Here is a 14,497-nt window from a genome sequence, read left to right on the forward strand (position 1 = left end):
GATGGCGATGCGGCACGGTGTGCTGCCGCGGACGCTGCACGCCGAGGTGCCGACGCCGTTGGTGGACTGGTCGGCGGGTGGGGTGCGGCTGCTGGGCGAGGCGCGGGCGTGGCCCGAGGCCGATCGTCCGCGGCGGGCGGGTGTGTCGTCGTTCGGGATCAGTGGTACGAACGCGCACGTCATCCTGGAGCAGGCCCCCGAGGAGCCGGCCCCTGCCGAGGACGCCTCACCGCAGAGCGGTCTGGTGCCGTGGCTGGTGTCGGGTCGTACGGAGGAGGCGCTGGCCGGGCAGGCGCGTCGGCTGCGCGAGTACGCGTCCGGTCAGGAGTCGTTGGACGTGCGGGCGGTGGGTCGTGCGCTGGCGGGTACCCGGTCGGCGTTCGAGCACCGGGCCGTGGTCCTCGCCGACAACACCGGCGCCTTCCTCACCGGCCTCGACGCCCTGGCCGACGGGCAGGCGCCGGACCACGTCGTCACCGGTGTCGCACCGGGAAAACCGGCCAAGGGCAAGACGGCGTTCCTGTTCACCGGGCAGGGCAGCCAGCGGGCGGGCATGGGGCGCGACCTGCACGCCGCGTTCCCCGTCTTCGCCGAGGCCCTGGAGTCGGTGGCGGCGCACTTCGACGCCCACCTGGACGCTCCGCTGCTGCGCGTGATGTTCGCGCCCAACGACGACCCGCACGGGCAGCTGCTCGACCGTACGGACTACGCGCAGCCGGCGATCTTCGCCTACGAAGTGGCGCTGTTCCGGCTGCTGGAGAGCTGGGGCGTGCGCCCCGACGTCCTGGCCGGACACTCGCTGGGCGAGCTGTCCGCGGCGTGCGTGGCGGGTGTGCTGTCCGTACCGCAGGCGGCCGTACTCGTCGCCGCGCGGGGGCGGCTCATGCAGGCCCTCCCCGCCGGCGGCGCCATGGTGGCCGTGCAGGCCACGGAGGAGGAGGTCCGCGCCGGCCTCGCGGGCAGGGAGGGCGCGGTGGACATCGCCGCCCTGAACGGCCCCTCCTCGGTGGTCCTCTCCGGCGACGCGGACGCCGTCACGGAGCTCGCGGAACACTGGGCGGCGCGGGGACGCAAGACCAACAGGCTCAAGGTGAGCCATGCCTTCCACTCCCCGCACATGGACGCCATGACGGAGGAGTTCGGGCGCGTCGCGGCCGGCCTGTCGTACGGATCCCCGAGCATCCCCATCGTCTCGGACGTCACCGGCGACCTCCTCGGCGCGGGCGAGGCCCGCGACCCCGCGTACTGGGTGGCCCACATCCGCCGCGCGGTGCGCTTCCACGACCAGATGCGCCGACTGCAGCGGTACGGGGTCGGCGCCTTCGTCGAGGTCGGCCCCGACACCGTGCTCAGCAGCGCCGGCCAGGCCTGCCTGGAGGCCGAGCCCGGCAAGAGCGCGCCGCTGCTGGTGTCCACGGCGCACGCCGACCGCGACGGGGTGCCCGCACTGCTGACCGCGCTGGCCGCGCTGCACACCCGCGGTGTGTCCGTGGACTGGCGGGCCTGCCTCGGGGACGGGCCGTCCGCGCCCGACCTGCCCACGTACGCGTTCCAGAAGCAGCACTACTGGCCGCAGGGCGCCACCGGATGGCGCACCGACCCCGCCCGCTCCGGACCCGACACGGACGCGGCGCAGGACGCCGGCCCGGACGGCCGGCCCGGGCCCGCCGCCGAGGCCGCCTCGCGCGTCGCGGCGTGGCGGGCGCTGCCCGCCGGCGAACGGTATGAGGCGCTGCTGCGGATGGTCCGGACCGAGGCGGCCGCCGTCATGGGGCACGACGCGCCGGAGGCGGTGGAACCGGAGCGGGGCTTCCTCGACCACGGCTTCGACTCGCTGATGACCGTGAAGCTGCGCAACCGGCTGGCGGCCGTGACGGGGCAGGACCTGCCGACGACGCTGCTGTTCGACCACCCCACCCCCGCGGCCGTCGCCGACCACCTGGTGACCGGCCTGGCCGGGGCCGGGGCGGCACCGGACCTGTCCCTGTCGGACCAGCTCGACCGTCTGGAGGCCGACCTCGCGCGGCTGCCGGCGGGCGACCGGCAGCTCACCCGGGCCACCGAGCGGCTCAAGGGCCTGCTCGCGGTCCACGCTCCGGCGAGGAGTGCGGGGAGCGCGGGGCACGCGGGCGGCGAGGACCGGGACGCGCTGGACACGGCGACCGACGACGAGATGTTCGAGCTGATCGAGAAGGAACTCCGCCGTGGCTGAACACGTGGACGAGAACAACGAGACGAAACTCCGCGAGTACCTGCGGCTGGTCACGGCCGATCTCCGGCGGACCCGGAACCGGCTGGAAGAGGCCGAGGACGCGGCCCACGAGCCGGTGGCGATCGTGGGCATGGCATGCCGGTTCCCCGGAGGCGACGGGGACATCGCCTCGCCGGACGCGCTGTGGGAGTTCGTGGCTCAGGGCCGGGACGCCATCGCCGGCTTCCCCGAAGACCGGGGGTGGGACGTCGACGCCGTATACGACCCCGAGCCGGGAACCCCGGGCAAGACGTACTCCCGTCACGGCGGCTTCCTGAAGGACGCGGCCGGGTTCGACGCACCCTTCTTCGGCATCACGCCCCGCGAGGCGCTGGCCATGGACCCGCAGCAGCGTCTGGTCATGGAGGTCTCCTGGGAGGCGTTCGAGCACGCGGGCCTCGACGTGACCACCCTGCGGGGCGAGGACATCGGGGTCTACGTCGGCTCCAACAGCAACGACTACCTGCTCAACGTGCTCGACGCGCGGGAGACGGCCGAAGGCTTCATCGGGACCGGCAACTCGGCCAGCATCCTCTCCGGCCGCGTCGCCTACACCTTCGGCTTCGAGGGACCGGCCGTCTCGGTCGACACGGCCTGCTCCTCCTCGCTCGTGGCCCTGCACCTGGCCGCGCAGTCCCTGCGGCAGCGGGAGTGCTCCCTGGCGCTGGCGGGCGGCGCGACGGTGATAGCCACGCCGACCGCCTTCATCGAGTTCAGCCGCCAGCAGGGCCTGGCGCCCGACGGCCGCTGCAAGTCCTTCTCGGCGACCGCCGACGGCACCACCTGGTCCGAGGGCGCGGCGGTGCTGCTCCTGGCCAGGCTCTCCGAAGCCCGGCGCCTGGGATACCCGGTGCACGCCGTGATCCGCGGCAGCGCGGTCAACCAGGACGGCGCGAGCGCGGGACTGACCGCGCCGAACGGGCCCTCGCAGCGCCGGGTGATCCGCCAGGCCCTCGCCAACGCGCGGCTGACAGCGGACCGCATCGACGCCGTGGAGGCACACGGCACCGGCACCCCCCTCGGCGACCCCATCGAGGCCGGGGCACTGCTCGACACCTACGGGCGGGCCCGCGGCGAGGGCCGGCCGCTTTGGCTGGGATCGCTGAAGTCGAACCTGGGCCACACCCAGTCCGCGGCGGGTGCGGGCGGTGTCATCAAGATGGTGCAGGCCATGCGGCACGGGGTACTGCCCCGCACGCTGCACCTGACGGAGCCCACCCCGCGCGTCGACTGGTCCGCGGGTGCCGTGCGCCTGCTGACCGAGGCCCGGACATGGCCGGACACCGGAGAGCCGCGCCGCGCGGCGGTCTCGTCCTTCGGCGTCAGCGGCACCAACGCCCACGTGATCCTGGAGGGCCCGCCCCCCGAGGAGACACGGCAGGAGACACAGCAGGCGGGACAACAGGCGGCACAACAGGAGTCACCCGAGCCGACCCCGGAGGAGGCACCGGACGGGCCTTGGACCGTCGCCGGGCCCCTGCCCTGGGTCGTCTCCGGCCGCAGCGAGGAAGCCGTGCGCGAGCAGGCCGGCCGCCTGGCGGACCACCTGGCCGCGCGCCCGCACCTGGCCCCGGCGGACGTCGCCGCCGCCCTCGCGACCACCCGGGCGGCCTTCGAGCACCGGGCCGCCGTCGTCGGCCGGGACCGCGAGGAACTGCTGGCCGGCCTGACGGCCCTGGCGGGCGGCGCCCGCGCCCCCGGTGTGGTCACCGGCCGGACGGCGCCGACGGGCGGCAAGACGGCGTTCCTGTTCACCGGGCAGGGCAGCCAGCAGCCCGGTATGGGCCGCGAACTGGCCGCGTACAGCCCCGTGTTCGCCGACGCGCTGGACGAGGTGTGCGCCCACCTCGACGGGCACCTCGACCGGCCGCTGCGCGAGGTCCTGTTCGCCGCCGACGGCACGCCCGAGGCCGCCCTGCTCGACACCACGGCCTACACCCAGCCCGCGCTGTTCGCCGTCGAGGTCGCCCTGCTGCGGCTGCTCGAAGACTGGGGCCTGCGGCCCGACGTGGTGGCGGGCCACTCGATCGGCGAGCTGACCGCCGCCTACGCGGCCGGAGTCTGGTCCCTCGCCGACGCCTGCGCCCTGGTCGCGGCCCGCGGCCGGCTGATCCAGGCACTGCCCGGCGGCGGAGCCATGGTCGCCGTCCAGGCGACCGAGGACGAGGTGCGCGCCCAACTCGCCCACGGTCGTGCGGGACTGGACATCGCGGCCGTCAACGGGCCGGACTCCGTCGTGGTGTCCGGGGACGGGACGGCGGTCTCGGAACTGGCCCGCGAATGGGCCGCGCGCGGCCGCGAGACCAAGAGGCTGAAGGTCAGCCACGCCTTCCACTCCGCCCACATGGACGGGATGACCGAGGCGTTCGCGGAAGTCGCCCGGGGCATCTCCTACCGGGCCCCCGCCCTCCCCGTGGTCTCCACCCTCACCGGCGGGCCCGTCTCCGACGAGATCCGCCGCCCGGAGTACTGGGTGCGCCACGTCCGCGAGACGGTGCGCTTCCACGACGCCGTCCGCGCGCTGCGCGACCGGGGAGCCACCACGTTCCTGGAGGTGGGCCCCGGGGGAGTGCTGACGGCCGCGGGCCGGCTGTGCCTTCCCGACGCCGCCCCCGAGACGTTCGTGCCCGTGCTGCGGCGCCGCGTGCCCGAGCCGGAGGCCGTGCTCACGGCCGCCGCCCAGGCCCACACGGCCGGCGTGTCACCGGCGTGGGACCGCCTGCTGCCCGTGGGCCGCACCCGCGTCGAGCTGCCCACGTACGCCTTCCAGCGCCGGCGCTACTGGCTGGCGGGCATGGCGGGTGCGGGAGCCGGGCAGAACCCGCGGCCGTCCGCCGCCGAACCGTCGGCCGAGCCCGTACCGGGGACGCCGCCGCTGTCGCAGCGCCTGGCCGGAGCCTCCGGGGAAGAACGCGGCCGGCTCCTGCTGGACCTGGTCCGCGAGCAGGCGGCCGCCGTGATGGGCGGCGCCGGCACCACGGAGATCGAACCCCACCGTCCGTTCCTGGAGATCGGCTTCGACTCCCTGATGGGCGTCGAGCTGCGCGCCGCGCTCGCCGCCGACTGCGCGCTGACCCTGCCGGCCGGACTGATCTTCGACCACCCGACCCCCACCGCGCTGGCCGCGTTCCTCGGCGAGCGCCTCGACGCGGCCGGCTCCGGCGCCGACACCGCCGCGGCGCCCTCCCCGTACTCCCTGGAAGCGCTGTACCGCAACGCGAACACCCTCGGCCGGCCCGAGGACGCACTGGAGCTCACCAAGGTCGCCTCCCGGCTGCGACCGGCCTTCCACACCGTGGCCGGGGCCGGGCAGGACCCGGTCACGCTGGAGCTGGCGGGAGCCACCGACCGGGCGGGGCTGATCTGCTGCCCCGCACCCGTACCGCTGTACGGGGCGCAGCAGTACGCCCGTCTCGCCGCGGCCTTCCGCGGGACCCGGGGTGCGGCGGCCCTGCTCGCCCCCGGCTTCTCACCGGGCGAAACGCTGCCCGCCGACTTCGAGGTGATGAAGGAGTTCCTCGCCGAGGGGATCCGCCGGCAGGCCGACGGCGCGCCGTTCGTCCTCCTGGGCCACTCCTCGGGCGGCTGGTTCGCCTACAGCCTCGCCGCCCACCTGGCGCGCACCGGGCCCCGCCCGGAAGCCGTGGTCCTGCTGGACACCTATCTGCTGAACGACCCGGCGCTGCACCGGATGGAGCGCGAACTCGCCCAGGGCGTCCTGGACCGCGAGGAGGACTTCGGGGCGATGACGGACGTGCGGCTGACCGCGATGGGCAAGTACTTCCAGTTCTTCACCGACTGGGTGCCCGAGGAAGCGGGCGTACCGACGCTGCTGCTGCGGGCGTCGTCGCCGCTGGGCGAGGTGGCGGAGGGTCAGGAATGGCGGCCCGACTGGAAGTTCGACAGTACGGTCCTCGACACGGAAGGCGACCACTTCACGATGATGGACGAACACGCTCCGCAGACGGCCCGGGCCGTGAACGCCTGGCTCGCGGGCCTCGCCGGCGGCAGGGGCTGATCGGCGATGACGACGACCAGCGCGCGGGACCCGCGGCCCTTCCCCTCCGGCGACCTGTGGATACGCCGCTTCCATCCGGCTCCCGAGGCCCGGACGCGGCTGCTGTGTCTGCCGCACGCCGGGGGCTCGGCCAGCGCCTACTTCGCACTGTCCAAGGAACTGACACCGCGGGTGGAGGTCCTGGCCGTCCAGTACCCCGGGCGGCAGGACCGGCGGGGCGAGCCGCTCCTCGACTCGATCGAGCAGCTGCGCGACGGGGTGGCCGGGGCGCTGACGCCGTGGCTGGACCGGCCGATCGCCCTGTTCGGCCACAGCATGGGAGCGGTGGTCGCCTACGAGGTGGCGCGGCTGCTGTCCCGGGACGGGGGCACGCCGCCCGCCCACCTGTTCGTCTCCGGGCGCGGGAACCCCGCGCAGGGGGTGAGCATGCCGCTCGACGAACTGGACGACCGGGCGATGATCACGGCCCTGGACGAGCTCGGCGGCACCGACATCGGCCTCCTCGCCGACGAGGACGTCCTGCGGATGGTCGCGCCGGCCATCCGCAGTGACTACCGCGCGGTGCGGACCTACCGCCACGGGTCCGGTCCGCTCCTGCCGTGCCCCGTGACCGCGCTGGTCGGTGACGCGGACGCGATGGCCCCGGTCGACGAGGTCGACAAGTGGCGTGAACACACCTCGGCGGACTTCCGGCTGAAGGTATTTCAGGGCGGGCACTTTTTCCTGTCGAACCAGTTCCGGGAAGTGGGGGAACTTGTGTACGATAGGCTGAGTTATTCGCTCTCCATGTGAGCGCCCGGCCGACGGATCGATTCATTCTCCGTACGGCCCCCCGCATTCCGAATCTGCAGTGGCCTGCTGCCGCGCAGCATTTCTTCCGAATTTCTTCTGATCCGGCACGAGTTTGTATCCAGACGGGGTTCCGCGTGCGACATACTCTTTTCGAATTGGGTGACATACCCCCGATCGGCACCGTTCCAGAGCAGATGTACGCCTCGGTGATCCGGCGGGACCGCTACGGCCCGCCGCACCAGGCGTTCCGCAGCGAGGTCGTGGACGTGCCCGAGGTGCGGCCCGGCCAGGTGCTGGTCCTCGTCATGGCCGCCGGCATCAACTACAACAACGTCTGGGCCTCCCTCGGGCAGCCGGTCGACGTGATCTCCGAGCGGCTCAGGCGCGGCGACACCGACGACTTCCACATCGGCGGGTCCGAGGGCTCCGGCGTGGTGTGGGCCGTCGGCGAGGGCGTCAGCCAGGTCGCGGTGGGCGACGAGGTGATCCTGTCCGGCTGCCAGTGGACGGAGACCGCCTCCGACATCCGCATGGGCGCCGACCCCATGACCTCCGGCTCGCAGTCGGTGTGGGGGTACGAGGGGAACTACGGCTCCTTCGCCCAGTTCGCCCTCGTCGACGACTACCAGTGCCACCCCAAGCCCCCCGGCCTGACCTGGGAGGAAGCCGCCTGCTTCCTGCTCACCGGAGCCACCGCCTACCGTCAGCTGTGCGGCTGGGCACCCCACGACGTACGGCCCGGCGACCCGGTCCTCATCTGGGGCGGAGCCGGCGGCCTCGGCTCCATGGCCATCCAGATCACCCGGATCCGGGGCGGCGTCCCCGTCGCCGTGGTCTCCGACGAGGAGCGGGCCCGGTACTGCCGCGAACTCGGCGCCCAAGGCACCGTCAACCGCCTCGACTTCGACCACTGGGGGCGGCTGCCCGACATCGGTGACCGGGAGGCGATGGCCCGCTGGACCGAGGGCGTACGGGCCTTCGGCCGGAGCTTCTGGGAGGCGCTGGGAGAGCGCAGGGCACCCCGCGTCGTCCTGGAGCACAGCGGCCAGGACACCATCCCGACGTCCATGTACCTGTGCGACAACGCCGGAATGGTCGTCATCTGCGGCGGAACCACCGGTTACAACGCCGATGTCGACCTGCGCTTCCTGTGGATGCGCCAAAAGCGTTTGCAGGGCTCGCACTTCGCCAACCTCCGCCAGTGCCGGGACGTGATCCATCTCGTCTCCACCGGACAGCTCGACCCGTGCCTCTCCTGGACCGGCGGGTTCGACGACATCGGCAAGGCCCACCAGTTGATGTACGAGAACCAGCACCCCCAGGGCAACCAGGCGGTGTTGGTCAACGCCCCCAGGACGGGCCTGACCACGCTTTCCTGAGACACCCCCCACCAACCCCACCCCAACCGCGCCGTCCGGGCACGCCGCGGCAGACCCCGGCACGCCCGGAACCACCAGAAACAGCGAACCGAGGAGAGACCACGATGGACCAGCTCGACATCCTGTGGAGCGAGCGCGAGATCCGCACCGTCCTGCAGCGCTACTGCCGCGGGCTCGACCGGCTCGACGAGGAACTCGTCAAGTCCGCCTACCACGAGGACGCGCACGACGACCGCGGCGTCATCCGCGGCAACGCACACGACTTCGTCAAGCAGATCGTCCCGATCCTGCGCGACGCCTACACCGGCACCCTGCACACCCTGCACGGCAGCACGATCGAGATCGACGGGGACTCCGCGGGCGTGGAGACGTACTGCACCGCCTACCACTACCGCGAGAGCGAAGGCGTCAAGCGGGTGGAGCAGTACGCCGGACGGTACGTCGACCGGTTCGAACGGCGCGACGGCGTCTGGAAGATCGCCCGCCGGCTCGTGCTCAACGAATGGAACCTCGTCCAGGAGGTGCCGCTCGACCCCGCCGAGGCCCAGGCCGGCTTCAACCCCTCCCTGCGCGACCGCACCGACGCCAGCTACCAGGTACTGCCGCTGAACGGCCCGGACGCGCCCACCCTCTGAGCCGCGCCGCCCAGCCCCGCCCGCACCGCACCACGTCCCGAGGAGTCTCGACCGTGACCGACACCGAACAGCAGCCGGCCACGCTGCCGCGGCAGCGCACCTGCCCCTTCTCGCCGCCCCCCGAGCTCGAAGAGCTGCGGGCGACCGACCCCGTCAGCAGGATGAGGTTCGCCGACGACTCCGAGGGATGGCTGCTGACCCGCCACGCGGACGTCCGCGCCGCGCTCGCCGCCCCCCGCGTCAGCTCGCACCCGGGCAAGACGCCCCAGCCGTGGCGGAACCTGGCACCCGAGATGCGCGGCGAAGAGTACCTGCCGGGCTTCCTGATCTTCATGGACCCGCCGAACCACACCCGCTACCGCCGCCTGCTGACCAAGTGGTTCACCATGCGGGCGATCCGCAAGCTCGAACCGAGGATCGAGCAGATCGTCAGCGACACCCTCGACGCCATGGAGGCCGAAGGCGGCCCCGTCGACCTGGTCCAGTCGTTCGCGCTGCCCATCCCGCTGCTGGTCATCTGCGAGCTGATGGGCATCCGCTACGACGACCGGGCCGAGTTCATGGACATGGTCCTGCGACTCCAGGACCTGGAGGCCACCCCCGAGGAACTCGGGGCCCTCGGCGCCAAGATGAACCAGTTCATGATCGACCTGTGCGCCGCCAAGCGCGAGAACCCCGGCGACGACCTGCTCAGCCACCTCATCCAGGACCCCGACGCCGTACCCGCGCTCACCGACCTGGAAGTCGCCGGCATCGGCGTGCTCATGCTGATCGCGGGGCACGAGACCTCCGCCAACATGCTGGGCGTCGGTACCTACACCCTGCTGGAGAACCCGGACCAGTGGGCCCTGCTGCGCGACGACATCACCCTGGTCGACCAGGCCGTCGAAGAGCTGCTGCGGCACCAGACCATCGTCCAGCAGGGGCTGCCGCGCGGCGTCACCGAGGACATGGAGGTGGCCGGTCACCCGGTCAAGGCCGGTGAGGCCCTGCTCGCCTCGCTGCCCGCGGCCAACCGCGACCCCGAGGTCTTCCCCGACCCGGACCGCCTCGACATCACGCGCGAGCACAACCCGCACCTCGCCTTCGGACACGGCATCCACCTGTGCCTGGGCATGGAACTGGCCCGCGTGGAGATGCGCTCGGCATGGCGCGGCCTCGTCAAGCGCTTCCCCACCCTGCGCATGGCGGCGCCGCCCGAGGACATCCGCTGGCGCGACGACCAGATCGTGTACGGGGTGTACAACCTCCCGGTGACCTGGGACGACGCTTCGTGACCGGCCGGCAGGCCGCCGCGCCCGGATGCCCCTTCGGGGCCGACGAGGCTCCCGCCTACCCCTTCCACGCCCCCGACCGGCTGGAGCCGGACCCGTACTGGGAGCCCCTGCGCCGGGAGCGGCCCCTCCAGCGCGTCACCCTGCCCTACGGCGGCGAGGCGTGGCTGGCCACCGCCTACGAGGACGTACGCAGGGTCTTCGCGGACCGCCGGTTCTCCCGCGCGCTCGCCGTCGCGCCCGGCGCCCCCCGGTTCCTGCCCCACCAGCCGCCGCCCGACGCCGTCCTGAGCGTGGAGGGCCCCGACCACGCACGGCTGCGCCGCCTGGTGGGGAAGGTCTTCACGCCCCGCAGGGTGGAGGAGCTGCGGCCCCGCATCCAGCGCACCGCCGATGCGCTGCTCGACGCCATGGAGGAGATGGGGCCTCCCGCCGACCTGGTCGAGGACTTCTCCCTGCCCTTCGCCGTGTCCGTGATCTGCGAGCTGCTCGGCGTGCCGCCCGAGGACCGGAAACGGTTCTGCACCTGGTCGGACGCCCTGCTCACCACCACCGCGCACACCCCCGTGGAGGTGCGCGACCACATGATGCGGATGCACGACTACCTCGGCGGGCTCGTCGCGCAACGGCGGGTGCGGCCCACCGAGGACCTGATCGGCGCCCTGGTCACCGCGCGGGACGAGGAGGACGGCCTCACCGAGGGCGAACTCGTCCGGCTGGCCGAGGCCATCCTCATCGCCGGCTACGAGACCTCGGCCAGCCAGATCCCCAACTTCCTCTACGTCCTCTTCCGCAACCCGGAACTGCTGGAGCGGCTCAGGAACGACCACGCCCTGATCCCCGCCGCCGTCGAGGAACTGCTCCGCTTCGTGCCCATCGGCACCGTCGACGGATTCCCCCGGACGGCCACCGAAGACGTCGACCTCGGGGGAGTCCTGGTCAAGGCCGGGGAGACGGTGGTGCCGTCGATGGGCGCCGCCAACCGCGACCCGGCCCTGTTCACCGACCCGGACGGACTGGACCTGGCCCGGCAGCCGAACCCGCACCTGGGATTCGGAGCGGGCCCGCACCACTGCATGGGCGCCCAACTGGCCCGCGTCGAACTCCAGATCACGCTGACCACACTGTTCCGCCGGTACCCCGGCCTGCGCCTGGCCGTGCCCGAGGAGAACCTTTCGTGGAAGGCGGGACTGATGGTCCGGGGCATGCACACCATGCCGGTCACCTGGTGAGGACACCGCGATGAAGCCCAGGCAGCCTTCCGACACCAGCGCACAGAGGGTGGACCGACCGCAATGAACGCCATCAACGAACGGGAACACGACCCGAAGGCCGCGGGCATGGACCCCGCGGTCCTGCGACGACTGACCGAGGTGGTGCAGGGGAGGGGAGGCGCGGCACAGCTGTGCGTCCTGCGGCGCGGCGCCGTGGTCCTGGACCGCTCGTTCGGCTGCTCCCCCGACTCCCTCTTCCTCGCCTACGCGGCCACCAAGCCCTTCGCCGCCCTCGCCGTGCACGCGCTCGCCGAGCGCGGCCTGCTGGAGCTCGACCAGCCGGTGGCCGCGTACTGGCCGCAGTTCGCCCAGCAGGGCAAGGGCCGGGTGACCGTCCGCCACGTCCTGCAGCACCGGGCCGGCGTGCCGGTCGGCCGGGGCATGCTGCGCACCATGCGGACCGCCTCCGACTGGGAGCGCTCGGTGGGCGACCTCGAAGCGGCCCGGCCCCGGTGGCCGGGAGGCGAGGTCGCCGCCTACCACTTCATGAGTTACGGATTCATTCTGGGCGAACTCGTGCAACGCGTCACCGGCCGGTCGTTCCGCGATTTCGTGACATCTGAGTTCTTCGTCCCGCTCGGTCTGGACGATTTGCACATGGGACTGCCTGACAATGCCTGGGACCGGCACGTGCCGGCGCGTGCCGACCATCCTTCCGAATGGCCCAACCAGTGGATGAGCAACAGGCGCCGATACCGGCAGTCCGTCATTCCGTCCGCCGGACTTTCCGGCACGGCAGCACAACTGGCCCGCTTTTATCAAATGCTTTTGGGAGGCGGGATCCTCGACGGTGTCCGCGTACTGCGGCCCGAGAGCGTGGCAGAGGCCGTCAAGCCGTCCAATGACGGGGAGAACGACGCCTCCCTGAAACGCCCGGTCCGCTGGTCCCACGGATTCATGCTGGGCGGGCCGGGCCAGGACCCGCGGGATCTGGCGCAGGTGATGGGCGGGGCGAGCGGCAGGAGCACCTTCGGGCACGCGGGCACCACGTCCAGCGTCGTGTGGGCCGATCCCGCGCGCGAGCTCGTGTTCGCGTACCTGTCCAACGTTCAACCCGAGTTCGGAGCCGGTATCGGGCGGCTTCGCGAGGTCAGCGATCTCGTACTCGACGCCTGCGAGGCCGGCTGATCCCGACCGCCGGCCGCCCGGCCCGCGCGTGGACGGACCCTCCTCCACCGTCCCCGCGCGGCGCTCCGCCAAACCTCTCCCTCAGGTCTCCCGCACCGCCCTTCTCCGACCCGGCCGTTGGCCGTGTGACCAGCGGCGGGTGATCTACCGCACAACCTGACGCATCGCTCGGTAGTCGCTTGATCGTGACGGATGCCAATGCAACTATGTTCATCCGCCACCTTATTCCGGCTTGCCGGAAGCAGGTGACCCCGGAGGAGGGCCGGTGCTGAAGATGCCTGAATGGATGGAACACAAAAACCCACAATGTCCAATTCGAGTGGGAGTATTAGGCCCCTTGGAGGTCCGATTCACCGAAAGGTCCGGATCGGAAGTACCGGTCAGTGGTATTCGCGTTCGCTCATTGCTTGCCGCATTGACCGCACAGCTGGGCGAGGCGATGTCGACCGAGCGCATCCTCAAAGAAGTCTGGGCCGACAACCGGCCCACCACCGACCGCAAGGCGGTCGCCGTGGCCGTCCTGCGGCTCCGCCGGGCCCTGGGCGATCCCGAAGGGCAGTGGCTGCTCACCCGCCCCTCCGGATACGTCCTGGACATCCCCCCGGAGCACCTCGACGCCGTGCGGGCCGAGCGCCTGGTGCGGGAGGGGAAGGCGGCCCTGGCCGCAGGTGACCCGCGCAGCGCGTCCCAACTCCTCACGAGCGCACTCGCCCAGTGGCGGGGAGACCCCTACGCGGATGCCCAGGCCACCTCGACGGTGGTCCAGCGCGTCATCGAACTGGAAGGCCTGCGCGCCGAGGCCATCCAGGCCCGCATCGACGCCGATCTCGAACTGGGGCGCCACCAGGAGCTGGTCGGCGAACTGCGTTCGCTGACCGCCGCGAACCCCCTGCACGAACCCCACTGGCTCCAGCTGATGCTCGCCCTCTACCGGTCCGGCCGGCAGGCGGAAGCGCTGGCCGCCTACATGACCCTGCGCCAGGCCCTCGCCGACCACCTGGGCGTGGACCCGGGCCGGCAGCTCCAGGAGCTCCACCTGCGGATCCTGCGGGCCGACGTCGGCCTGCTGACCGGATCCGCGACCGCGGTGTCACCGCGACCGCTGCTGATGAGCCGTTCCTAGCGCGCGTACCGGCAGGGGCTGCTCGTCGGCGTTCCCACGGCGAGCCCGTCACGGCGCAGCCGACACGTCCTGTCTGGAGGGAATCGAAAATGCCCACTGAGGAGCTGACGGACAGCTTCCGGCACGCCATGTCCTCATTCCCGAGCGGAGTGACGATCGTGACCACGGTCGACGCCGAGGGGAAGTGGTGGGGATTCACCGCCACTTCCTTCTGCTCGCTCTCCCTCGACCCACCGCTGGTACTGGTCTGCCTCTCCGTCAACGCACAGTGCCACCCCGCCTTCTCGGCGGCGAGCTCGTGGGTCGTCCACGTGCTCCCGCCCAGGCACCGGGACCTCGCCCTGTGGTTCTCCTCCAAGGGCGTCGACAAGTTCTCCCGGGGCGAGTTCACGACGAACGCCGAAGGCCACCCCCTGCTCGAGGGGGCCAGCGCCGTACTGGAATGCGCGGCGACCGCCCGCCACGACGGCGGCGACCACTCCATCCTCGTGGGCGCGGTCACGCGGGCGCGCGTGAACGAGGAAGAGCCGGCGGTGTACTTCCGACGCGAATTCCACACCCTGACCCCGCTCCTCGAACCGAGCTCCCAGGGCTGACCGGACACGCGAACCGTTGTAGTCTGC

Annotated in this window: 10 protein-coding genes; all 10 read left to right on the forward strand. The window is 72.2% G+C overall.

The features are described 5' to 3' along the window. The coding region (locus ABZZ17_RS34810) for an acyltransferase domain-containing protein (protein ID WP_356882394.1) at window positions 1-2,212 on the forward strand (2,212 nt) is incomplete at its 5' end. Beyond that, window positions 2,205-6,269, forward strand: a complete 4,065-nt coding sequence (locus ABZZ17_RS34815; protein ID WP_356882396.1) for a beta-ketoacyl synthase N-terminal-like domain-containing protein — start codon at window positions 2,205-2,207, stop codon at window positions 6,267-6,269. The genes ABZZ17_RS34810 and ABZZ17_RS34815, both read left to right, overlap by 8 nt. A 6-nt stretch (window positions 6,270-6,275) precedes the next feature. After that, complete coding sequence (locus tag ABZZ17_RS34820) at window positions 6,276-7,061, forward strand: alpha/beta fold hydrolase (RefSeq protein ID WP_356882398.1); 786 nt, start codon at window positions 6,276-6,278, stop codon at window positions 7,059-7,061. Between the two features lie 134 nt (window positions 7,062-7,195). Beyond that, window positions 7,196-8,440, forward strand: coding sequence for a crotonyl-CoA carboxylase/reductase (ccrA, locus tag ABZZ17_RS34825; protein ID WP_356882400.1), 1,245 nt, complete (start codon window positions 7,196-7,198; stop codon window positions 8,438-8,440). Window positions 8,441-8,544: 104 nt separating this feature from the next. Continuing rightward, window positions 8,545-9,075, forward strand: a complete 531-nt coding sequence (locus ABZZ17_RS34830) for a nuclear transport factor 2 family protein (protein ID WP_356882402.1) — start codon at window positions 8,545-8,547, stop codon at window positions 9,073-9,075. A 53-nt stretch (window positions 9,076-9,128) separates the two neighbouring features. Next, window positions 9,129-10,352 (forward strand): cytochrome P450, encoded by a 1,224-nt coding sequence (locus tag ABZZ17_RS34835; protein ID WP_356882404.1) that lies wholly within the window; start codon window positions 9,129-9,131, stop codon window positions 10,350-10,352. Further along, window positions 10,349-11,581 (forward strand): cytochrome P450, encoded by a 1,233-nt coding sequence (locus tag ABZZ17_RS34840; protein ID WP_356882406.1) that lies wholly within the window; start codon window positions 10,349-10,351, stop codon window positions 11,579-11,581. The genes ABZZ17_RS34835 and ABZZ17_RS34840 overlap by 4 nt, the downstream gene beginning before the upstream one ends. 63 nt (window positions 11,582-11,644) lie before the next feature. Continuing rightward, on the forward strand, window positions 11,645-12,751 hold the full coding sequence (locus ABZZ17_RS34845) for a serine hydrolase domain-containing protein (protein WP_356882408.1): 1,107 nt from the start codon (window positions 11,645-11,647) through the stop codon (window positions 12,749-12,751). Window positions 12,752-13,037: 286 nt separating this feature from the next. After that, a complete protein-coding gene (locus ABZZ17_RS34850; protein WP_356882455.1) occupies window positions 13,038-13,874 on the forward strand; it encodes an AfsR/SARP family transcriptional regulator in 837 nt (278 codons plus the stop codon). Window positions 13,875-13,963: 89 nt separating this feature from the next. Beyond that, entirely contained in the window at window positions 13,964-14,470 is a 507-nt protein-coding gene (locus ABZZ17_RS34855; RefSeq protein WP_356882410.1) for a flavin reductase family protein, read from the forward strand. Window positions 14,471-14,497: the final 27 nt, after the last annotated feature.

Source organism: Streptomyces sp. NPDC006512 (assembly GCF_040611935.1).
Lineage (GTDB): Bacteria > Actinomycetota > Actinomycetes > Streptomycetales > Streptomycetaceae > Streptomyces.